Annotated in this window: 18 protein-coding genes; 12 read left to right on the forward strand and 6 right to left on the reverse strand. The window is 66.2% G+C overall.

The features are described 5' to 3' along the window. Window positions 1–63 precede the first annotated feature (63 nt). Genes cobG through cobJ form a run of 4 tightly spaced genes read left to right on the forward strand, consistent with a single transcriptional unit; the run spans window position 64 to window position 3,503 of the window. Window positions 64–1,326 carry a precorrin-3B synthase gene (cobG, locus tag LPW39_RS21940; RefSeq protein WP_269075921.1) on the forward strand — a complete coding sequence of 421 codons (1,263 nt, stop codon included), beginning with the start codon at window positions 64–66 and terminating at the stop codon, window positions 1,324–1,326. Further along, window positions 1,326–1,955, forward strand: a complete 630-nt coding sequence (locus LPW39_RS21945; RefSeq protein WP_230780444.1) for a precorrin-8X methylmutase — start codon at window positions 1,326–1,328, stop codon at window positions 1,953–1,955. The genes cobG and LPW39_RS21945 overlap by 1 nt, the downstream gene beginning before the upstream one ends. Then, on the forward strand, window positions 1,945–2,706 hold the full coding sequence (gene cobI / locus LPW39_RS21950; protein ID WP_230780447.1) for a precorrin-2 C(20)-methyltransferase: 762 nt from the start codon (window positions 1,945–1,947) through the stop codon (window positions 2,704–2,706). Before LPW39_RS21945 ends, cobI begins: the two co-directional genes overlap by 11 nt. Next, on the forward strand, window positions 2,700–3,503 hold the full coding sequence (gene cobJ, locus LPW39_RS21955) for a precorrin-3B C(17)-methyltransferase (RefSeq protein ID WP_230780450.1): 804 nt from the start codon (window positions 2,700–2,702) through the stop codon (window positions 3,501–3,503). The genes cobI and cobJ overlap by 7 nt, the downstream gene beginning before the upstream one ends. Here cobJ and LPW39_RS21960 read toward each other — a convergent pair. Further along, a complete protein-coding gene (locus LPW39_RS21960; RefSeq protein ID WP_230780454.1) occupies window positions 3,473–4,231 on the reverse strand; it encodes a cobalt-precorrin-6A reductase in 759 nt (252 codons plus the stop codon). The genes cobJ and LPW39_RS21960 overlap by 31 nt on opposite strands. Here LPW39_RS21960 and cbiE point away from each other — a divergent pair. Genes cbiE through cobF form a run of 4 tightly spaced genes read left to right on the forward strand, consistent with a single transcriptional unit; the run spans window position 4,230 to window position 7,580 of the window. After that, window positions 4,230–5,423 (forward strand): precorrin-6y C5,15-methyltransferase (decarboxylating) subunit CbiE, encoded by a 1,194-nt coding sequence (gene cbiE / locus LPW39_RS21965; protein ID WP_230780457.1) that lies wholly within the window; start codon window positions 4,230–4,232, stop codon window positions 5,421–5,423. The genes LPW39_RS21960 and cbiE overlap by 2 nt on opposite strands. Beyond that, window positions 5,420–5,899, forward strand: a complete 480-nt coding sequence (locus LPW39_RS21970) for a cobalamin biosynthesis protein (protein ID WP_230780473.1) — start codon at window positions 5,420–5,422, stop codon at window positions 5,897–5,899. The genes cbiE and LPW39_RS21970 overlap by 4 nt, the downstream gene beginning before the upstream one ends. Then, a complete protein-coding gene (gene cobM, locus LPW39_RS21975; protein WP_230780477.1) occupies window positions 5,896–6,744 on the forward strand; it encodes a precorrin-4 C(11)-methyltransferase in 849 nt (282 codons plus the stop codon). Before LPW39_RS21970 ends, cobM begins: the two co-directional genes overlap by 4 nt. Continuing rightward, window positions 6,741–7,580 (forward strand): precorrin-6A synthase (deacetylating), encoded by an 840-nt coding sequence (gene cobF / locus LPW39_RS21980; protein ID WP_230780480.1) that lies wholly within the window; start codon window positions 6,741–6,743, stop codon window positions 7,578–7,580. Before cobM ends, cobF begins: the two co-directional genes overlap by 4 nt. Here the strand turns inward: cobF and LPW39_RS21985 are convergent. The 5 genes from LPW39_RS21985 to kdpF form a co-directional block, all read right to left on the reverse strand. Continuing rightward, window positions 7,562–10,252: a sensor histidine kinase gene (locus tag LPW39_RS21985; RefSeq protein ID WP_230780483.1), complete on the reverse strand. Its 2,691-nt coding sequence runs from the start codon at window positions 10,250–10,252 to the stop codon at window positions 7,562–7,564. The genes cobF and LPW39_RS21985 overlap by 19 nt on opposite strands. A 25-nt stretch (window positions 10,253–10,277) precedes the next feature. Continuing rightward, window positions 10,278–12,365 (reverse strand): potassium-transporting ATPase subunit KdpB, encoded by a 2,088-nt coding sequence (kdpB, locus tag LPW39_RS21990; protein ID WP_230780499.1) that lies wholly within the window; start codon window positions 12,363–12,365, stop codon window positions 10,278–10,280. Then, window positions 12,362–13,069, reverse strand: a complete 708-nt coding sequence (gene kdpC, locus LPW39_RS21995; RefSeq protein ID WP_230780502.1) for a potassium-transporting ATPase subunit KdpC — start codon at window positions 13,067–13,069, stop codon at window positions 12,362–12,364. The genes kdpB and kdpC overlap by 4 nt, the downstream gene beginning before the upstream one ends. Window positions 13,070–13,149: 80 nt before the next feature. Continuing rightward, window positions 13,150–14,859: a potassium-transporting ATPase subunit KdpA gene (kdpA, locus tag LPW39_RS22000; RefSeq protein WP_230780517.1), complete on the reverse strand. Its 1,710-nt coding sequence runs from the start codon at window positions 14,857–14,859 to the stop codon at window positions 13,150–13,152. A gap of 120 nt (window positions 14,860–14,979) precedes the next feature. Further along, window positions 14,980–15,075, reverse strand: coding sequence for a K(+)-transporting ATPase subunit F (kdpF, locus tag LPW39_RS22005; protein ID WP_027010947.1), 96 nt, complete (start codon window positions 15,073–15,075; stop codon window positions 14,980–14,982). 245 nt (window positions 15,076–15,320) lie between these two features. Between kdpF and LPW39_RS22010 the strand changes: the two genes are divergently transcribed. From LPW39_RS22010 to LPW39_RS22025, 4 genes are all read left to right on the forward strand, one after another. Continuing rightward, the gene (locus tag LPW39_RS22010; protein ID WP_230780520.1) at window positions 15,321–16,319 is read left to right on the forward strand and encodes an acyltransferase family protein; all 999 of its coding nucleotides are present in this window, start codon (window positions 15,321–15,323) and stop codon (window positions 16,317–16,319) included. 216 nt (window positions 16,320–16,535) lie between these two features. Then, entirely contained in the window at window positions 16,536–18,161 is a 1,626-nt protein-coding gene (locus LPW39_RS22015) for a peptide chain release factor 3 (protein ID WP_230780523.1), read from the forward strand. A 137-nt stretch (window positions 18,162–18,298) separates the two neighbouring features. Continuing rightward, complete coding sequence (locus LPW39_RS22020; RefSeq protein WP_230780525.1) at window positions 18,299–20,020, forward strand: hypothetical protein; 1,722 nt, start codon at window positions 18,299–18,301, stop codon at window positions 20,018–20,020. Window positions 20,021–20,374: 354 nt separating this feature from the next. Then, entirely contained in the window at window positions 20,375–21,991 is a 1,617-nt protein-coding gene (locus LPW39_RS22025) for a hypothetical protein (RefSeq protein ID WP_230780528.1), read from the forward strand. Window positions 21,992–22,085 lie beyond the last annotated feature (94 nt).

Consider the following 22,085-nt stretch of genomic DNA (forward strand, 5'->3'; position numbering starts at 1 on the left):
AGGAAGCGAGCACTTCGCTACACTTCAGCACCCTGGCACTGCCGCTGCACTGCCGCCTGCCCCATGTTTGCCGCTCCACCCTCCCCCCCTCCACAGACCCAAGGCTGGTGCCCTGGTGCCTGGCAGCCCATGGCCTCTGGCGATGGGCTGGTGGTGCGGGTGCGCCCGCCGCTGGGCCGGCTGTCGGCCGCGCAGGCGCTGCGTTTGGCCGAGCTGGCAGCGCAGCATGGCGCCGGCCTGCTGGAGCTCACCAGCCGCGCCAATATCCAGCTGCGCGGCGTGACCCCCGACCAGCACGGCAGCCTGCTCGGTGCGCTGGCCGCCCAAGGCCTGCTGGACCCGGACGCGCGCCAGGAGCAACTGCGCAACCTGGTCATCGACCCACTGAGCCAGCCCACTGACGGTTTGCTGGCATTGGCCGAGGCCTTGCAGCAGGCACTGGTAGCCGATACCGCGCTGGATGGCCTGCCCGCCAAATTTGGCTTCTCGCTGGCCAGTGGCCGCCATGGCGGGCTGGCCGAGGTAGCCGCCGATGTGAAGATCGTGCGCGATGGCACCCAGGGCTGGCGGCTGCAGGTGCCCGGCCAGCCCATCGCCTGGCAGGCGGACAGCGCACCCCTCACCGTGCAAGCCGCGCTGGTACTGGCCCGCTGGTGCGCCGCCCAGGCCCGCGCACGGCGTGCAGCTGGCGAGCACCCGGGCCGCTTGCCCCAGCTACTGCGCCAGCCAGGCGAGTTACCGCCACTGGTCCTGCCCACAGGCCTGCGCCAAGTACCCCCTTATCTGCCTGCCGATGGCAGCCCAAACCCGGGCTGGCAGCGCGGCCTGGGCCTTTTGGTGGCCGCGCCGCTGGGCCGGGTCGCTGCTGATGCATTGGCGCGCCTGGCCCGCAGCGGCATCCGCGGCCTGCGGCTGACCCCCTGGCGCATGCTGCTGGTCGAAGGCCTGGCGTCTTCCGACAGCGCGGTGCTGGAGGCTACAGGCCTGGGCGACCCCGAGCACTGGATCCGCGATCCGCAAGATGCCCGCCTGCGTGTGTCGGCCTGCAGTGGCGCGCCCGGCTGCCGCCAGGCGCTGGCGCCTACGCAGGATCTGGCCTTGGCGCTGGCCCCCCATGTGCCCGAAGGCGCGCACCTGCATGTCTCGGGCTGCGCGAAGGGCTGTGCACTCCAGTTGCCGTCCACCGTTACCTTGGTGGCGCAAGCGGGCGAGCAGGAGCCCGTGTTTGGCCGCGCCCGCCATGCGCTGGCCCGGGCCGTCACCGATTCCCGCTGGAGCGCGCGCAGTCTGCGCGACAATCCCGGGCTGTTGTTTGAAGAAATCTAATGGTTCATACCTACGAAACCAATGGCGCCGAGATCTATCGGCAGTCTTTCGCCACCATTCGCCGCGAGGCCGATCTGCAGCGCTTCACCCCGGGTGAGGAGCGCGTAACGGTACGCATGATCCATGCCGCCGGCATGGTGGAGCTGGCCGGGCATGTGCAGTTCTCCGCCGGTGTCGTGGCCGCCGGCCAGCGCGCGCTGGAGGCTGGCGCCCCCGTGCTCTGCGATGTGCGCATGGTCAGCGAAGGCATTACCCGCTCGCGCCTGCCCGCAGGCAACCCGGTGATCTGCACCCTGCATGAACCCGGCGTGGCCGAGCTGGCGCAGAAGATGAACAACACCCGCAGCGCGGCGGCACTGGAGCTATGGCGCCCGCACCTGGCTGGTGCCGTGGTGGCGATTGGCAATGCGCCGACCGCCCTCTTCCACCTGCTCAATATGCTGCAGGACCCGAGCTGCCCCCGCCCAGCGGCCATCATCGGCTGCCCGGTGGGGTTTATTGGCGCGGCTGAATCCAAGCAGGCGCTGATGCAGGACCTGCCCGTGCCGTCGATGATTGTGCGCGGCCGCCTGGGTGGCTCGGCGATGACCGTGGCCGCCGTCAATGCCATGGCCAGCCATGTTGAATAAGAGCAGCCTGGCCGCCCCGGGCCTCATCTGCGTGGGCCTGGGCCCGGGCGACCCGGAGTTGATGAGCATCAAGGCCGACCGCCTGGTGCGCGGCGCCCGCCATGTGGCCTTTTTCCGCAAAAAAGGCCGGCCCGGCAAGGCCCGCCAGCTGGTCGAAGGCATGCTCAGCCCCCAGGCCACCGAGTACCCGATGGAGTACCCGGTGACCACCGAGATTCCGGTGGACAGCCCCGCCTATGTGCAGCAGCTCGCCCAGTTCTACGATGACTGGTGCCTGCGCCTGGCCGCGCTGGCCAAGCAGGAACAGGTCGTCGTGCTCTGCGAGGGCGACCCGTTTCTCTACGGCTCCTTCATGCACCTCTACACCCGGCTGCGTGCGCGCGGCGACGTGGACCTGCAGGTGGTGCCTGGCATCCCCGGCATGGTGGGCTGCTGGCATGCCACCGGTGAGCCCATCACCTGGGGCGACGATGTCCTGAGCGTAATGACCGGCACCCTGTCGGAAGACGAGCTGGTGCGCCGCATGGACACGGCCGATGCGCTGGTGGTGATGAAGGTGGGCCGCAACCTGCCGCGCATCCGCCGCGCGCTAGCCCGTGCAGGCCGGGCCGATGCCGCCTGGCTGGTGCAGAACGGCACCACCGACCAGCAGCAGGTCGCGCGCCTCAGCGAGGTCGGCGACGAGGTCTGCCCCTACTTTGCGATCGTGCTGGTGCATGGCCAGGGCCGCCGCCCGGAGGCCGCATGGTGAGCAACGGCCAGCTGACCATTGCCGGCCTGGGCCCTGGCGACCTGGACCAGATCACGCCCGCCGTGCTGCAGGCCTTGCGGGCGGCCGACGCGGTTGTGGGCTACTTCCCCTATGTGGCGCGTGCGCAGGCCTTGCTGGCGCAGAGCGCGCCGGCTGGCAGCCGCCAGCCGCAATGGCTGGCCTCGGACAACCGGGTGGAGCTGGAACGCGCCCAGCAGGCGCTGGAACTGGCAGCCCAAGGCCAGAAGGTGGTCGTGGTCTCCTCCGGTGATCCGGGCGTGTTCGCGATGGCATCGGCGGTGTTTGAAGCGCTGGAGCGCGCACAAGGCGCGCAGGCCGAACGCTGGCTGGCGCTGGATGTGCAGGTGCTGCCCGGTGTTACCGCCATGCTGGCGGCAGCCGCCCGCGCAGGCGCGCCGCTGGGCCATGATTTTTGCTGCATCAATCTGTCGGACAACCTCAAGCCCTGGCCGGTGATTGCCCGCCGGGTGGAACTGGCAGCCGAGGCCGATTTTGCGATGGCCTTTTACAACCCGCGCTCGCACAGCCGACCCGAAGGCTTCAACCGCCTATTGGCCTTGCTGCGCGCGCATTGCGAGCCCGAGCGCCTGCTGGTGTTTGCCCGCGCCGTCTCCACACCGGAGGAATCGCTGCAGGTCTGCAGCCTGGCCGAGGCCCAGCCCGAGATGGCCGATATGCGCACCGTCGTGCTGGTGGGCAATCGCCTCACCCGCCGTGTGGGGCGCTACACCTATACGCCACGCTACTACGGTGCAGTGGACGGCAAGGCGCCATGACGGAGCCAATGCATGACCGCCGCCACGCTATCGGTGCGCGGCCGCAGCGGCAGTGCCGGGCGCTGCACCATCAGCACCGGCAGGCCCAGCGCACGGGCGGCATCGATCTTGCCGCGCGTGGCCGAGCCGCCGGCATTCTTGGCCACCAGCCAGGCGATGCCGTGCTGCTGCAGCAAGGCCATGTCGTCCGCCATGCTGAAGGGCCCACGGCCCAGCACCACGGTATGCCGGGGCAGCGGCAAGCTGCCGGCCTGTGGTTCATCGACCAGGCGCAGCAAGTAATGGTGCTGCGGGTAGGCGGCAAAGGCATCGAGCTGTTTGCGCCCCACGGCCAGAAACACCCGGCTCGCCGCCTGGGGCAGCGCGCTGGCGGCATCGGCCATGCTGGCCACATCGGTCCAGCGGTCGCCGGGCTGCGCCTGCCAGGGCGCGCGCTCCAGCGCCAGCAAGGGCGTGCCGGTGGCTTCGCAGGCCGCGCAGGCGTTGCGGCTCATCTGCGCAGCAAAGGGATGGGTGGCATCCAGCACATGGCTGATGCCCTGGGCGCGGATAAAGTCCGCCAGGCCCTGGGCCCCGCCAAAGCCGCCGCTGCGCGTGGGCAGTGGCTGGGCCAGTGGTTGCTGGGTGACCCCGGCATACGAGAAGCAGGCCCGCACACCCGCCTGGTGCAGGGCCTGGGCCAACTCGCTGGCGCCGCTGGTGCCGCCCAGCAGGAGAACATGCGTCATGACTGATCCCTGGTTGACGTTGATAGGTTTGAACGAGGATGGATTGTCAGGCCTCAGCGCTGCGGCCCAGCTGGCATTGGACCAGGCCGAGCTGGTATTTGGCGGCCCCCGCCATCTGCAGCTGGCCGCCATCGATGCGCGTGGCCGCCCCTGGCCCCAGCCTTTTGATGTGGCCCCGGTGCTGGCCGCACGCGGCCGCCGGGTGGTGGTGCTGGCCTCGGGAGACCCCTTCTGGCATGGCGTGGGCGGCAGCCTGGCCGCGCACCTGCAGCCTGATGAGTGGCGCTGCCATGCCCAGCCCTCGACTTTTTCACTGGTTGCCGCCCGCCTGGGCTGGCGGCTGGAAGCCTGCGACTGCCTGGGCCTGCATGCCAGCCCCATCGCGCAGCTGCTGCCCCGCCTGGCGCCTGGCCGCCAGCTGATCACCCTGCTGCGCGATGGCGACGCCGTGCGGCAGCTGGCCGATTGGCTGCGCAAGGAAGGCTGGGGCCAGAGCCCCTTGTGGGTGATGGAGGCCGTGGGCGGCCCGCGCGAGCGCCGCCGCATGCTGCGCGCCGATGAGGCCGCCGCTGCGTTGCAGGCCGAGCCGGCGCAGGCACCCGTGACCGTGGCCTTGATCGCCCAAGGTGGCCCTGCCTTGCCGGCCGTGCCCGGCAGGCCGGACGGCTGGTATGCCCACGATGGCCAGATCACCAAGGCACCCGCGCGTGCGCTGACCCTGGCCACCTTGGCCCCCCGGCCGGGCGAGCGGCTTTGGGACATCGGCGGCGGCTCGGGCTCGGTGGCCGTGGAATGGTGCCTGGCCGGAGGCCTGGCCATCAGCATTGAGCAGCATGCCGCGCGCGTGGCCAATATCCGCCGCAATGCCGAGCGCTTTGGCCTGCAGGCCCGCATGCAGGTGGTGCACGGCCTGGCGCCCGAGGCCTTGCAAGACCTGCCCGCGCCCCAGGCCATCTTTGTTGGCGGCGGTTTTGACACCGCGCTGTTTGCCGCGCTGCGGGCGCATATGCCGGCAGGCTGCCGCCTGGTGGTGAATGCCGTGACCCTGGAAACCCAGGCGCTCTTGGTGCAGCTGCATGGCGAGCTGGGCGGCCAGCTGCTGCAGCTGGAGCTGTCCAGCGCCGCCGCGCTGGGCCGCATGCGCAGCTGGAAGGCCGCACGCCCGCTGGTGCAGTGGAGCTGGCAGGCATGACGGCAGCAGCGCCGCACCGCTGCGTGGTGCTGGGCATGGGTTTGCGTGCCCAGGCCCAGGCGGCAGACCTGCAGGCGCTGTGGCTGCAGGCCCGGCAGGACCAGCCCGCGCTGGCCCATTTTTGCGCCGTGGCGGTGCTGCAAGGCAAGGAGCAGCGGCCGGCGCTGCAGCAGTGGGCCGCGCAACTGCCGTTTGCGGTGGCGATAGTCGCAGTGGCCGAGCAGGCCCTGCCCGCGCAAGCGGTGGTGACGCAGTCGCCCCGTTTGCTGGCGCGTTACGGCACCGGCAGCGTGGCCGAGGCCGTGGCCCTGTCTGCGGCCGCACCCGCACCCCGCTTGCTGCTGGCCCGCCTGGTGGCAGGCGATGGCAGCGCCACCCTGGCCGCCGCACTGCGCGAGCGCGGCACCACCCCCTATTGTTGTCTGGCAGCGGGCCTGCGCCCGGCTGATCCACAAACCCAAGGAGTTACGGTATGACCGTGCATTTCATCGGCGCCGGCCCCGGCGCTGCCGACCTGATCACCGTGCGCGGCCGCGACCTGATGGCCAGTTGCCCTGTCTGCCTCTATGCAGGCTCGCTGATCCCGCGCGAGCTGCTGGCCCATTGCCCGCCCGGCGCGCGCATCGTCAACACCGCCTCGATGAGCCTGGACGAGATCATTGAAGAAATCCGCGCCGCCGATGCGCAGGGCCAGGATGTGGCGCGCCTGCATTCGGGCGATCTGTCGGTCTGGTCGGCCATGGGCGAGCAGCTGCGCCGCCTGCGCGCGCTGGGCATTGCCTACAGCGTGACGCCGGGCGTGCCCTCGTTTGCCGCGGCTGCCGCCACCCTCGGGGCCGAGCTGACCTTGCCGGGCCTGTGCCAATCGGTGGTGCTGACGCGCACCTCCGGCCGCGCCACCGCCATGCCCGAGGGCGAGCAGCTGGCCGCCTTCGCCGCCACCGGCGCGGTGCTGGCGATCCACCTGTCCATCCATGTGGCCGAGAAGGTGCAGAGCGAGCTGCTGCCGCACTATGGCGCGGACTGCCCGGCTGCCATCGTCTGGCGCGCCAGCTGGCCCGATGAAACCGTTGTGCGCACCACCGTGGGCCTACTGGCCCAGGCCGTCGCCACGAGCATGGAGCGCACTGCCATCATCCTGGTGGGCCGCAGCATCAGCGCCGAGGACTTTGGCGAGAGCCGCCTTTACGCCACCGACTACGACCGCCGCTACCGGCCCCAGGGCACCGAGCCGCGCTTTCCGGCGCCGCAGGCGGCGGTGGATACTGCCACCGACCGGCCGCTCGCAGCGGCGCCAGCGGACAGCGAAGGCCAGGCATGAGCAGCAGCTTGCCGCCGGTCGCGCTGAGCCTGATCGGCATCGGCACCGGCAACCCCGACCACCTGACCCGCCAGGCCATTGCCGCGATGAATGCGGCCGACCTGCTGCTGCTGCCGCACAAGGGCGAGGACAAGGCCGAGCTGGCAGCGCTGCGCCGGTCGCTGTGCGACGCCGTGCTGCAGCAGCCCGCGCCGCAGACCGCCGGCTTTGACATGCCCGAGCGCCGCAGCCAGGGCGATGACTACCTGAACCAGGTCGATGAATGGCATGCCACCATCACCCTGCGCTGGCAAGCCGCGATTGCGCAGGCGCTGGAGAACGGCCTGGTGCCGCGTGCGGATAACGGCGTGCTACAGGTGGCGCTGCTGGTCTGGGGCGATCCATCGCTCTACGACAGCACCTTGCGCATCGCTGCGCGCATGCAGCCCGCGCCAGTGCAGGTCACGGTCATCGCCGGCATCACCTCGATGCAGGCGCTCACCGCCGCGCATGCAATCGCCGTCAATGACATTGGCCAGCCCTTTACCGTGACCACCGGCCGCCAGTTGCGCGAGCAAGGCTGGCCGGCCGGGGTGGACACGCTGGTGGTGATGCTGGACGGCCAGTGCAGCTTCAACAGCCTGCCAGCCGCGCAGGCCCGCGATGTCTACATCTGGTGGGGCGCCTACCTGGGCATGGCCCAGCAGTGCCTGGATCATGGCCCGCTGGCCGAGGCGGCCGAGCGCATTGTGGCCACTCGCGCTGCTGCCCGCGACCAGCATGGCTGGATCATGGATATCTACCTGCTGCGCCGCCTGCCCGGCGCTGCACCCTCCGGTCAATCCAGCGCCGGCTGAGGCAGCACCGGCAGCGCCAGGCTGAACACGGCCCCCGGCCCGGGCTCGGCCGCAGCGGCATGCAAGCTGCCGCCATGGGCCTGCACAATGCGCTGCGCCAGCGCCAGCCCCAGGCCAATGCCGGAGATGCTGGATTCGGCATGGCCCCGGCTGAAGGGCGCAAACAGCTGCTCGGGCGCCAGGTGCGCCGGCAGGCCCGGCCCGCTGTCCTGTACCCGCAGCAGCAGCTGCTCGCGCTCGACCTGCGCCGTCACCCGCACGGCGGTGCCCACGGGCGTGTACTTGCTGGCGTTGTCCAGCAGGTTGACCAGCACCCGCTCTATCATCGCGGCATCGATCCACAGCAGCGGCAAATCGGCCGGCAGCTGCAGCTGCACCGGGTGCTCGGCCAGGCGCCCGCCCAACTGGCGCAAGGCGCTGCCGACCAGCTCATCGACGGGGATCCAGGCGCGCTGCAGGTGCACGCCATCCTGCTGCAGCCGGGCCATCGCCAGCAGGTTGTCCACCAGCTGCTGCAAGGCCTGGGCCTGGTTGCGGATCTGCGCCAGCATGTCCTGCGCGGGGCCGGGCGGTGCATGGGGCAGGCCCGCCTGGGCAGCGCCCAGGATGCTGGTGAGGGGCGTGCGCAGGTCATGCGATACCGACGACAGCAGGGTATTGCGCATGCGCTCGCCCTCCATCGCCACCTGGGTCTGCTGGGCCACCTCGACAAAGTGCACCCGCTCCAGCGCCAGCGCGATCTGGCTGGCACAGGCGTCCAGCAGGTGGCGTTCCTCGGGCACCTTGAGGCGATCGGGCGTGCGCAGCTGCAGCACCAGCACGCCGCGCGCCCGCACCGGCGCCATCAGCGGCACGTAGAGCGCGTCCGATGCCGCCAGGGTGTCCGTGCCCCGGCCGGCCATCTGGCTGTGCTCCATGCTCCAGCGGCCGACACTGCTGTCTATCGCCGCCTCGCTGCCGGGCGCTACCTGCAACTGCTCTTGCGCATCGGGCAGCAGCAAGCCCGTGCGGGCATCGAACACCCCCGATACCGTCGTCAGCGCCGTCTGCACAACCTGCGCCTGCGTCAGTGCGCCCGACAGATCACGGGCCAGGCGCGCCAGCGCACCGGCGCGGCGCTCGCGCTCTGCCGCCACCCGGGCCTCATGCCGCAGCCGCGCCATCAGCTGGCCGCAAACCAGCGCAACGCCCAGCATCAGGCAGAAGGTGAAGATGTACTGCGTGTCATTGACGCCGAAGGAGTTGCGCGGCGGCACAAAGCAAAAATCAAACAGCAGCACCGACAACAGCGCCGCCCAGGCGCCCGGCCCCCGGCCCCAGCGCAAGGCCGACAGCACGACCACCAGCAAAAACAGCATCACCACATTGGCGGGGTCAAACACCTGCAGCAGCGCCTGCGCCAGCAGCGCGGCAGCGCCGCAGGCCAGGCTGGCGCCCAGGTAGCCGCGCCAGGGCCAGGGCGCCTCACGCGCCGGCGCAGGTTCGGGCCGGTTGCGTGGCCGGGGCACGGAGAGCAGCAGCACATCCAGGCCCGGGTCCAACCGGGCAATCTGCTCGGGCAGGCGCGACGAGGCCCAGGGCCACCAGCGCCGCGCCGCCGGCGGCACGCGGGCCAGCACCAGGTGGCTGGCATTGCGCTCACGCGCAAAGTCGACCAGCGCAGCCGCCACCTGCGCACCGGGGATGGTGGCGGTATCGGCCCCCAAGCGCGCAGCCAGCGCCAGGGTTTTGAGCACGGCCTGCTGTGACTGCGCTGAGCGGTGCTGGCGCGCCGGTGCATCGACATACACCACCATCCAGTCGGCCTCCAGCCGCCGGGCCAGCCGTGCCACCTGGCGCACCAGCGCGTCGTCCCCAGCCTGGCCGCTGACGGCAACCAGCAGGCGCTCACGCGTCGGCCAGACATCGCCGATGGCGCGCTCGCGCCGGTAGTCGCGCATGTCCTCATCGACCCGGTCGGCCGTGCGGCGCAAGGCCAGCTCGCGCAGGGCCAGCAGGTTGCCCAGGCGGAAGAAATGGTGCGAGGCCCGCTCGGCCTGCTCCAGCGGGTAGATCTTGCCGGCCTTGAGGCGCTTGAGCAGCTCCTCGGGCGGCAGGTCGACAACGATGACCTCGCTGGCATCGTCAAAGATATGGTCGGGCACGGTCTCATGCACCTGGATGCCGACAATGCCGCCCACTACATCGTTGAGGCTCTCCAGGTGCTGGACATTCAGCGTGGTCCAGACGTCGATGCCGGCATCGAGCAGCTCCTGCACATCCTGCCAGCGCTTGGGGTGGCGCGAGCCCGGCGCATTGCTGTGGGCCAGCTCGTCCAGCAGCAGCACTTGCGGGTGGCGTGCCAGCGCGGCATCCAGGTCAAAAGCCTCGCGCTGGCGGCCCTGGTGGGCCAGCATGCGGCGGGGCAGCAGCTCCAGGCCATGCAGCTGCTGCACGGTCTCGGCCCGGTCATGGGTTTCCACCAGGCCCACCAGCACCTGGCGGCCGGCCTGGCGCTCGCGCTGCGCGGCCGCCAGCATCGCATAGGTCTTGCCCACCCCGGCATTGGAGCCAAAGTAGATGCGCAGCTTGCCCCGGGCGGCCTGCTGCTGGTCGGCCTTGAGCTGGGCAACCAGCGCGTCCGGGTCGGGCCGTGCGGCGGCTGCGCTGGGGGTGTTGCTGGGGTTGGGCATGGTGGCGCTATTGTGGGGCAAGCCCTTAGACCAAGCCAGTGGCGGTCAGCAGCATGTCGATCAGCTTGATGCCGGCAAACGGCACCAGCAAGCCTCCCAGACCGTAGATCAGCAGATTGCGGCGCAGCAAGGCAGCCGCTCCCACGGCCCGGTAGCGCACGCCGCGCAAGGCCAGCGGCACCAGCGCGATGATGATCAGCGCATTGAAGATGACAGCGCTCAGAATGGCCGAATCGGCACTGTGCAAGCCCATGATGTTGAGCGATGCCAGTTGCGGGTAGGTGGCAACAAAGGCGGCCGGGATGATGGCAAAGTACTTGGCGACATCGTTGGCAATGCTGAAGGTGGTGAGCGCGCCGCGCGTCATCAGCATCTGCTTGCCGGTCTCCACCACCTCGATGAGCTTGGTGGGGTTGCTGTCCAGGTCGACCATGTTGGCGGCTTCCTTGGCGGCCTGGGTGCCACTGTTCATCGCGACCGCGACATCGGCCTGGGCCAGCGCGGGGGCATCATTGGTGCCATCGCCCGTCATGGCCACCAGGCGGCCAGCGGCCTGGTGGCTGCGGATCAGCTGCAGCTTGTCCTCAGGCCGGGCCTCGGCCAGGTAGTCATCCACGCCGGCCTCGGCGGCGATGGCGGCGGCCGTCAGGGGGTTGTCGCCGGTCACCATCACGGTCTGGATGCCCATGCGGCGCAGCTGCGCAAAGCGCTCGCGCATGCCGGGTTTGACAACGTCCTTGAGCTCGATGATGCCCAGCACCTGGGCGCCCTCGGCAACGACCAGCGGCGTGCTGCCCTTGCGCGAGACGCTCTCCACCGCCAGCTGCACGGCCTGCGGAAACTGCCCGCCCAGCGACTCGACATGGCGGCGCAGCGCATCGGCCGCGCCTTTGCGCAGGCTGCGCAGGCCAGTGGGGCCGGCCAGGTCCAGGCCGCTCATGCGGGTCTGGGCGGTAAAGGGCACCGGCTGGGCCTGGGCGGGGTCGAGCGCTGCAGGGTTCAGGCCATGGCGCTCATGGGCCAGGGCCACCACGCTGCGGCCTTCCGGGGTGTCATCGGCCATCGACGACAGCAGCGCGGCCTCGGCCAGCAGCGCCGCGCTCACGCCAGGCGCTGGCAAGAACTCGCTGGCCTGGCGGTTGCCCAGGGTGATGGTGCCGGTCTTGTCCAGCAGCAGCACGTCCACATCGCCTGCGGCCTCGACCGCGCGGCCCGAGGTGGCAATCACATTGGCCTGCATCATGCGGCCCATGCCGGCCACGCCAATGGCCGACAACAGGCCACCGATGGTGGTCGGGATCAGGCAGACCAGCAGCGCCACCAGCACGGCGATGCCGACGGCATTGCCGCTGCCCGATTGCGCCACCGCAAACACCGAGAACGGCCAGAGCGTGACGATGACCATCAGAAACACCAGGGTGAGCCCCACCAGCAGGATGCCCAGCGCCAGCTCGTTGGGGGTCTTCTGGCGCTTGGCCGATTCGACCATGGAGATCATGCGGTCCAGAAACGACTCGCCCGGGTTCACCGTGACCTCGACCACCAGCCAGTCCGACAGCACACGCGTGCCACCGGTCACCGACGAGAAATCGCCGCCGGCCTCGCGCACCACGGGGGCCGATTCACCGGTGATGGCGCTCTCATCGACCGAGGCCACGCCTTCGACCACGGTGCCGTCGAGCGCGATCACATCGCCGGCCTCCACCAGCAGGAACGTGCCCTTGGTCAGGCTGCTGGCTGGCTGGGCCGTCCAGGCGGCGCCATGCTGCGCCTGCTGCAGCACCTTGGCCACCGTGTCGCGCTTCATGCCGCGCAGGCTTGCGGCCTGCGCGCGGCTGCGGCCTTCGGCCAGCGCCTCGGCAAAGTTGGCAAACAGCACGGTGAACCACAGCCAACCGGCAATGGCCAAGGTAAAGCCGCTGTTGGCCTGGGCCATGAACAGCGCTTGCAGCCACAGCAAGCTGGTGAGCCAGGCGCCCAGGTAGACCACAAACATGACCGGGTTGGTCCATTGCAGGCGGGGCGAGAGTTTGCGCAGCGCATCCCAGGCAGCGGCCTGCAGCAGTGCCAGATCGCCCAGGCCGGCGGATGCCGTCAGTTTTTTCGTGTTCATGGTTGGCTCCGGGTTGGCAGTGCATCCAGCGCCATATTGAGCGCCAGCACGTTCACGCGCGGCTCACCAAGCAGGTAGCCGGTGCGCTGCTGCGTGGCCTGGTCCAGCAACTGCTGCACCTGGGCGGGGGGCAATTGCCGCTCGCGCGCCACACGGGCCAGTTGCAGCTGGGCATTGGCGACCGAGATATGCGGATCCAGGCCCGAAGCCGATGCGGTGACCGCATCGACCGGCACGGCCGCATCGGCCGCCAGGCCGTTGGTGCTGCGGTACTGCGCCACACGTTCGGCCACGCTATCGGCCAGCCCCTGGCTGCTGACGCCCTGGTTGCTGGCCCCCGATAGGCCAGCGTTGTAAGGCGCAGCGATGCTGGCCCCGTCCTGCTTGGGGTCAGGCGCCGTCGTGGCGCTGGGCCGGCCATGGAAGTAGCGGGCGCTGTCAAAGTACTGGCCGATCAGGTCCGAGCCCACGATCTGGCCATCGCGCAGCACCAGCGAGCCATTGGCGGCATGGGGCAGCAGGGCCTGGGCGACGCCGGTGGTCGCCAGCGGGTAGGCCACGCCGCACAGCAGCAGCACCAGCACGGCGGCGCGGGCACTGCTGCCCAGGGTGCGGCCCCAGCCTGGGGCGGCGGGGGCGGCGGGGGCGGCGGCCTGCTGCGCATGCAGCGCTGGCAGGCGTTTATCGGAATCAAGGCTTGTCATGTTTTTCTCCTGCGGGCACGGCCTGGCCGTGCCCCGGTTCGCGTCACATCAGTTGCAAGTTCGGTTCAAAAAGTGGGGGCTCAGGGGTAAAACTGCCCCGCCAGCATCTGCAGGTGCTCGACGACCGGCCCCAGCGCCAGCGCTGGCAGAAAGGTGAGGCCACCGACGACCAGCACCACAAACACCAGCAATCCGGTGAACAGCGGCGTGGCGGTGGGGAAGGTGCCGGCACCGGCGGGCACGCTGGCCTTGCTGGCCATGCTGCCGGCCACAGCCAGCAGCGGCAGCAGGGTCAGGTAGCGTCCCATCAGCATCGCCAGGCCCAGCGTGGTGTTGAAGAAGGGCGTGTTGGCATTGAGGCCCGCAAAGGCCGAGCCGTTGTTGGCGGTGGCCGAGGCGTAGGCGTACAAGATTTCCGAGAAGCCATGCGGGCCCCGGTTGTTCAGGCTGTCGGCGGCACCCGGCCAGAGCATGGCCAGCGCCGTCCAGCCCAGAATGCAGGCGGGGTGGGCCAGCACCGACAGCATCACCAGCTTGATCTCGCGCACCTCGATCTTCTTGCCCAGGAACTCGGGCGTGCGCCCGATCATCATGCCGGCCAGGAACACCGTCAGGATGGCGTACTGCAGCAGGTTGATAAGGCCCACGCCATCGCCGCCAAACACACAGTTGAGCATCATCAGCGCTAGGGGCGTGATGCTGCCCAGCGGCGTGAGCGAGTCATGCATGGCATTGACCGAGCCGGTCGTGGCCGCCGTGGTGGCCGTGACGAACAACGCGGTATCGGTGATGCCAAAGCGCAGCTCCTTGCCTTCCATATTGCCGCCCGATTGGGTGGCGTTCCACTGCTGGTCGGCACCGGCGCGGGCCAGCAGGTTGCTGCCGTTTTGCTCGCCCGTCCAGACCAGGGCCAGAAAGCCCAGGAAGATGACCAGGCTCGCCCCAAAGAACACCCAGCCCTGGCGGCGCTTGAGCAGCATCGCGCCCAGCGCATAGGTCATGCCGGCAGGGATCAGCAGCATCGCCAGGATGTGCAGCATATTGGTCAGCGGTGTGGGGTTTTCGAACGGATGGGCCGCATTCATGCTGAAGAACCCGCCGCCATTCGTGCCCAGGTGCTTGATGCTCTCGAGGCTGGCGACCGGGCCCATCAGCAACTGCTGGGTGCGGCCACCATCGATGGTGTGGGCCAGCACCTCGGTGCCCAGGGTTTGCGGCACGCCCTGCCAGACATAGACCAAGGCCAGCAGCAGCGACAGCGGTAGCAGCACGCGCCAGAGCATGCGCACAAAGTCCACCCAGTAGTTGCCAATGTCCTGGCTGCCTGCACGGGCCAGCCCGCGCACAAAACCGGCAGCTGCTGCCAGGCCGGCAGCGGAGCCTGCAAACATCAGCCCGGTGATCACGACCATCTGCGTGGCATTGCTCAGGCTGTTCTCGCCCGCATAGGCCTGCCAGTTGGTGTTGGTGATGAAGGACGCGGCGGTGTTGAACGCCAGGTCCGGCGTCTGCGCGGCGTTCTGCAGCGGGTTGAGCGGCAGGCTGCCCTGCAACCGCAGCAGCAGGTAGCCCAGCAGCATCAGCAGGCCGTTGCTGAGCACCAGCACCGCGCCGTAGCGCTGCCAGCCCATGCGCTCTTGCGGATCCACGCCGATGGCGGCGTAGGTCCAGCGCTCCAGCCGGCTGTCGTGCGCACTGGTAAAGCAGCGTGCCAACCACCACCCCATGGGGATGGTGAGCAGCACCAGCACCGCCACGAAGGCGGCATATTCGATCCAGACTAAACCCATGTCAGCCCCCGCTCAGATGCGCACCAAGGCGCGAACAAAGCCCAGCAGGCCCACAAAGCAGGCCAGCGTGAGGCCGACGAATACGAGGTCTTGCAGCATGTACATGGCCCTCTCCCTTTTTCAGAATTTTTCGGGCCGCAACAGCGCGTAACCCAGATAGACAAACAGCGCAGCACTGACCAGCGCGGCCAGCACCTCCACTCCATGGATCCACATGGTTTTCTCCTCATACGCCGGTACTAGGCCACCCAATGCGGCCGGGCGCGGCGTGGTGTAGCACAGGCAAAACGCCTGCAGTGGGGCCAATGTAGGTTTGGGCGCATCAAGCAGGCGCTGAGAATGCGAAAGGGGATATCAAGATGGCATCAAGATGCCGTCGCGCAGAAGCGATAAGCAGCCGTCCAGGCCATGTATAGTGGTGCCGCGCTTGACCCCTCCCCTTATGCCTACGCCCTCCGTCCATGCCCCATCGCAGCAACTCTTTTGACATTCTTCGCATCTGCGCGGCGCTGGGCGTGATCTTTTGCCACCACTACTACATCAGCGGCCGCGAGGGCCCTGCCTGGATGAATGTGGGCATGATTGGCGGCGTGTCGGTGATGACGTTTTTCACGATCAGCGGCTACCTGGTGACCACCAGCTGGCTGCGTGAGCCGCAGGTGTTCAAGTTCTGCGCCAAGCGCCTGCTGCGCCTGTGGCCCGGCATGATTGCGGCGGTGCTGCTGAACATCTACGTGTTTGGCGTGGTGTTTACCGATCTGCCTGCTCGCACATTTTTGACCCATGCCCAGACCTTGGAGTACTTCAAGAACCTGCTGCTCTACCGCGCCTACGTCAACCTGCCCGAGGTGTTTTCCAGCAACCCGCTGAACAACTTGATGAACGGGCCGCTGTGGACCATTCCGATCGAGACCATGTGCTATGCCGCGTTGGCCGTAGCCGGCGTGGTGGGCGTTTTTCGCTACCGCTGGCTGGCGAGCCTGGTGCTGGTGGCCTACATCCTGCTGTTCATTGCGCGCTACAACGCCGACTTCACCGGCACGATGATGCATTGGTGGGAGTACCCGGCCTACTTTGCCTGCGGCGCGCTGATCGCACTGCACCGGGACCGTTTCCTGGCCCATGGCGCCGCCATCACGTTCGGGCTGATTCCCGTGGCCTTGTTTTTCTGGCTGACGGGCTTGCAACATACGTCGGGCCTGGTGGTACTGCCGGCCTTGCTGATCTTTCTGGGCAGCTGCAGTTCGGCTTTCTCCGGCGCGGTCAGCCGCCTGGGTGATCCTTCCTATGGTGTCTACCTGTCGGGCTGCCCCATCGCCCAGGCGGTGTTTGCCTTGTGGCCGGGCATGAACTTCTATGCCAGCATGGGACTGTCGATGCTGCTGTCGATGCTGCTGGGCTATGCGCTGTGGCATTCGATTGAATCGCCTGCCTTGCGCCTGAAGCGCTATTTGCGCTAGGGACCGGCTGCAAAACTCCCTGCCGTGGTCTGAACACGGTCCCGGGCGATCCGGGCCCATCCCAGTTGGCGAGGGTTCTGCAGAGGAGCCCAAGCCTCACCCCCACATGCCCGGATAAATGCTTTCCGTTAAAATGCCCGCAGTCCCAGCCAGCACCTGCTGGCTTTGTTTTTTGGCAGCCCGGTCCCGGGCCTGCGCTCATTGCTCTTCCGTACTGTGTCCTACGCTCCCGAAACCCAACGCCGCCGCACCTTTGCGATCATCTCCCACCCGGACGCGGGTAAGACCACCCTGACCGAAAAGCTGCTGCTGTTCTCCGGTGCGATCCAGATCGCGGGCGCCGTGAAGGGCCGCAAGGCCTCGCGCCACGCGACCTCGGACTGGATGGAGATTGAAAAGCAACGTGGTATTTCGGTGGCCTCGTCGGTGATGCAGATGAGCTACCGCGACCATGTCATCAACCTGCTCGACACCCCCGGCCACAAGGACTTCTCGGAAGACACCTACCGGGTGCTGACGGCCGTGGACTCGGCGCTGATGGTGATCGATGCGGCCAACGGTGTGGAATCGCAGACCCGCCGCCTGATCGAGGTCTGCCGCCAGCGCGATACGCCCATCATCACCTTCGTCAACAAGATGGACCGCGAAGTGCGCGATCCGCTGGACATCATGGACGAGGTCGAGCGCGAGCTGGGCATGCCCTGCTGCCCCATCACCTGGCCCGTCGGCCAGGGCAAGAGCTTTGGCGGCATCATCAACCTGCTGACCCAAAGCATGACCGTGTTTGCGCCAGGCAGCGACCGCGGCCCCAAGGATTTTGAAGTCATCCCGCTGAGCGAGAGCGACAAGCTGCGCAGCCGCTTTGGCCAGGCCTTTGACGATGCGCTCGACTCGATGGAGCTGGCCCAGGGCGCCTCCGCCGAATGGAACCATGCCGACTTTCTGGCCGGCAAGCTGACCCCGGTGTTCTTCGGCTCGGGTGTGAACAACTTCGGTGTGATGGAAGTGCTCGACGCGGTGGTGGATATGTCGCCACCGCCCGGCCCCCGCATCGCCTACACCGAGGTCAACCGCAACCGCGAAGAGAAAACCATCCATCCGGAAGACAGCAGCTTCTCGGGCGTGGTGTTCAAGGTGCAGGCCAATATGGACAGCAACCACCGCGACCGCATCGCCTTTGTGCGCGTGGCTTCGGGCAAGTACACCCCCGGCATGAAGATGAAGGTGCAGCGTACCGCCAAGGAACTGCGCCCCACCAGCGTGGTGACCTTCATGAGCCAGCGCCGCGAAGCCGTGGACGAGGCCTATGCCGGCGACATCATCGGCTTTACCACGCACGGCGGCGTACAGCTGGGCGACACCATCACCGATGGACCCAACCTGCAGTTCACCGGCCTGCCGTTCTTCGCGCCAGAAATGTTCATGACCGTGGTGCTGAAGAACCCGCTGCGCACCAAGCAGCTGCAGCAGGGCCTGATGCAGCTGGGCGAAGAAGGCGCCATCCAGGTCTTCAAGCCCGATGCCGGCGGCAACATGCTGCTGGGCGCCGTCGGCCAGCTTCAGTTTGAAGTGGTGCAGCACCGCCTGAAGACCGAATACGACTGCGAAGTGCGGCTGGAAGGCTGCCAGTACACGGGCGCCCGCTGGATCACCGCCGACACCCCCGCCGAACTGCGCGAATTTGAACACGCCTACCCGCTGCGCCTGGCCCATGACGCGGCCAACACCCTGGCGTATCTGTGCACCAGCCCGTATGACGTGCGCCTGGCGCAGGAGCGTTTTCCGAAGATCCACTTCCATCCGCTGCGCGAGCATGCGGGGTTGGAATTGCAGACCTCCTGATCGCGCCGGTACCAGATACCGATGGCCCACCGCCACGCCAGCCCCCAACTGCCTTTGCAAGCCGATGTCACCCGGCATAGCGACTTGCAGGCCTTGGAGGGTGGCCAACGGGGGGCGATAAGCCTGCCCCGATCGCGATGGCGCTGATCGGCTTTGTCCTTGGCCAGTACGCGCAACTGCTGGCTTTCATTGCCGCTTGCTGGGGGCTTGGCACCTTCCTCTGGCCCGCCTCCGATCTGCCCACACGCCAGCCTTTGCGCATCGCGCTGGGTATGGGTTTGGTCATTTGTGCGCTGCAGGGGCTGGCCATTGCAGGCTTGCTCAACACCGCATCGGTGCTGCTCGTCATCGGCTGCGGGTTGGTCGCTGCTGCGCTGCAAATCCGTCAGATGGCCTGGCCCCTGTATGCGTTGGGATGGCCGCTGCTGCTCTTGCTGCTGGCCACGTTGCCCACCTTGTTCGCCCCGCTGCGCCCGCCCCTGGCCTGGGATGCGCTGATGTACCACCTGCCCCATGCGCGGGAGTGGGCGCTGACCGGACATCTGGGTGTGCACGAATGGCTGCGCTACCCCTGGTTCCCCTACAACTTTGACCTGCTGTTTGCAGCCGCCCTGGTGCTGGGCAACGATGTGCTGCCACAGCTGATCCATGCAAGCACGGGCTGGGTAACAGCCTGGTTGCTCTACCGGCTGGCCATGCAATACCTGCCTGCACCTGCTGGCGCCGCAGCTGCTCTGGCCACCGTGACCTGGCTGGTCACCAGCCGCAGCCACTACAGCGCCGCCTATGTGGACATGGCCGTGGCGATGTTCCTGACCGCTGCGTTCACCGCCATGCTGGCCAGCATCGGGCCCGCAGGCCGACGAGCGGTATGGCTGGCAGCCTTCCTGTTAGGCGTAGCCGCTGGCAGCAAGTACCAGGTGCTGGGGCTGCTGCCTCTGTTTGGGGCTGCGCTGCTGTGGCGCCACCGCTTGCAAGGCCCTGGCTGGTGCATCCGCAGCGAATGGCCCGCCTGGCTGTGTGCCGCCCTGGCCTTTGCGCTGCCATGTATTTACTGGTATGCCCGCAATGCCCTGCTCACGGGAGATCCCGTCAACCCGCTGGGCGGGCGCCTGCTGGGTTTCACGGACTGGAATCTGGACGACTACCTCTGGCAGCTGCAGGACCTGCGCAACCATGCAGCTTGGCCGCATTGGGCACTGTGGCCCGCGTTGGCCGCGCCCCTGCTGCCATCCCTGCGACGCATTCCGGCGCTGCGCGCGGCTTGGCTGGTGGCCGCCTATATGGCCCTGGTCTGGCTGCTGAGTTCCCGCTATCCGCGCTATCTGCTGCCCGCCTACCCACTCATAAGCTGGCTGTCGGCAGCTGTTTGCGTGCAACTCTTGCACCAACTGCCTGCCAAGCCAGGCCAACGCCTGACCGCCGCATTGGTAGCTTTACTGGTGCTGACACTGGGATTCATCGGTGCACGAAGTATCGCCAAATCATGGCCGCTGATCGCCCCCACCGAGGCCGCACGCGATGCCGTGCTGCAGAAGCAGGTCGCTGGCTACCAAGTCTGGCGGTACCTGCAGGAACACCCCGAGACCAAGCTGTACCAGATGGGCCTGGAAGACAGCCTGTACTATGCGCCACGTGCGACATGGGGCGATATCTTCGGCCCATGGCGCTACCGCGACTACCAAAATCTGGCTCCGCAGCCGCTGCACCACAAACTGAGGTCCGAAGGCTTTACGGCGCTTGTGATCCACACTGGTCGGGTGCCGACTGTGGCACAACAGCCTGAATTTTTGCAATATTTTGAATTAATGCTGGTCCACGGCGAGATCTACCTGTATGGTTTAAGACCATGCATTTAAGCATGCGTCTATACCAAGCATTAAATCCACTTGGATTAGTCGGCCGTTTGACTCGAAGAATAGATTTGCAGCATTAACTTATCTATTTTTCAAGCCAAATCCAGATGCAAGAACATCCAGTCTTAGTCTATGCACTTATGCAGGCCCCATTCAAATTATCACCGAGCATCTAACTAAAAAATAAGACTAGCGACTAGACAAAGAGCAATTAAATCCCATCCAAATAACCGGCGTTCGCTCCAAATATTTACAGCTTCTAAATATTCAGCCTCATTTATGAACAATCGGATAAATCCCACAACCATTTTTTGGATATGCATAACAGCCATTGGCTTACTATCGCTCTGGATCCGAATGGCTTTTCCGATTCACGCAGTCAGTTGGGCATCATACGATGACCTTCTATTTGTAAGGCAGGCTGCAGACATAGGCCTAGGAAATTGGCTGGGCGACTACAACAACCTCACACTCTCAAAAGGTATTGGCTATTCATTATTCATGTTGGTCAACCATGCGACGGGCCTACCTCTCAAGTTCAGCGAACACGCTTTTTATCTAGCAGTCTCTGTATACTTTTCTGTCACCATTGCTCAGCTATATCGCTCGCGTGTTGCGGCCCTCGTATGCTTTTTCTTGCTGGCGTTTATACCCACGGCCTGGGTGGCGGGAGCTGGAGGTCGTGTCGTGCGCGAAGGTCTATATATTTCTCAGACACTCCTGATACTGACATTGGCGATACGATGCTGGGTTTTCCACCATAGCCTCTCAGCGGCAAGCCAACTACGCAGGCAATGGCGACAGCTGGTAGCGCTGGGATTGGTCTCCGGTTGGTTCTGGATCACCCGTGAAGAGGGCATATGGCTTGCCCCGTCCATGCTGCTGCTAATGGGCTATTGGCTACTGCGCCAAGTAGATTGGCGCACTCAGCGGCGTCCTATTCTGGCATTTTTAGCGCTTCCTTTGGTTGCGGCCTCTATGGTTGTCATGGCCGTCAATACCGTAAACTACGCGGTCTATGGTACTTTCCGTAACAACGATTTCCGCTCCAACGACTTCCAAGCGGGCTACGGTGCATTGACCCGAATTCGCCACGACAACTGGCAGCGTTATGTCCTATTCCCTAAAGATGCCCGTGAGAGGGCTTATGAAATGAGTTCCGCTGCGCGCGAGCTCAAGCCATTTTTCGAAGGAGGTGGCGCCCAACCTTGGCTAGCTGCGGGATGCGACCAAACACAAACATCGCATTGTCCCGAAATTCTTTCTGGATGGTTCATGTGGGCACTTCGTGATGCTGTCGCCCACGCAGGGCACTATAACAGCGCTCGGGATTCCAGAGCTTTTTACCGCCGACTATCCGCCGAGATTGAGGAAGGCTGCAGACAGCACGCAGGTGTCTGTTTGCCAATGCGCAAAACCCTGCTGCCCCCTTGGCATGAGGGCTATTTCACCGATACGCTGAAGGCTTCCTGGGCCGTTTTCCGGACGCTTGCCACATTGGGAAAATTCCCAGCCTACATTCAGGCTAGTGAGGGTGAGACGAAATATTTAGCATTATTTGATGCAGTGACAAACGGGCCTTTGGCACCCACCGCGAACTCCCTGGGCCCCTGGGGCGAACACACCCTCAAGTCACCGAGAGATGAACTACGTATGCAGTGGGCGCAGAATCTGACAACTGCAATTATCCCCTTCTCTACGTATGGCCTGCCCTTAGCATTTATCGCCTGGCTCTTATGGTCCGCCGTCGCAGGTCTAAAACTGATTAGCAGACATGCAATACCGTCTCCGGGTTGGTGGGTCGCCTCTGCTATTGCAGGCGGGATCATCACACGAGTCGTATTGCTAGGGTTTCTGGAAGCAACATCCATCCCCAGCAATAACATGCTCTACCTCTTCCCGCTGGTTCCTTTTTCTCTCGTCCTGCTTCCCATCATCTTTTTGGGCTTGCTACGATGCCAAAGGCATTTTTAAACAAATAAAACCATGCAACGAGTTCAGCGACTCCAAATCCAAAAATTTTTACAACGCTATTTTAAAAATTAATAGTAATTAGTGATCAAAATTC

This window comes from Comamonas koreensis, from assembly GCF_021026195.1.
Taxonomy (GTDB): Bacteria; Pseudomonadota; Gammaproteobacteria; order Burkholderiales; family Burkholderiaceae_C; genus Comamonas; species Comamonas koreensis.